Consider the following 284-nt stretch of genomic DNA (forward strand, 5'->3'; position numbering starts at 1 on the left):
TCTATCCCTAGCTGACCGACGACTTTTCCTCCGCTAAAATACGGCTGATCAGCCAAAGCCAGGCTCAATTCAGCTTGCAAGAGACCACCTGTCCCCTGTTCGACGATAGCGATGGTTTGTCTTTTCTCCGCCAAACGAGTCGCTACCGTTTTGACCAAACTATTGTCCTCTCCGTAGGCATAGAAATAGTCTGCCAGTTTGTCATGTTGTAAGATGTCTTCTTCCAACTGATTTAAACGTAGATTTGCTTCTTCTTGGCTGGTCGCTTTGGTGGACAAGCGTAA

Annotated in this window: 1 protein-coding gene; it reads right to left on the reverse strand. The window is 47.2% G+C overall.

The genetic code is table 11. The features are described 5' to 3' along the window. On the reverse strand, positions 1 to 284 hold a 284-nt coding region (locus C1G53_RS11045), incomplete at both ends, for a CinA family protein (protein WP_192873128.1).

It is taken from the genome of Streptococcus suis, from assembly GCF_002960445.1.
Taxonomy (GTDB): Bacteria; Bacillota; Bacilli; order Lactobacillales; family Streptococcaceae; genus Streptococcus; species Streptococcus hyiners.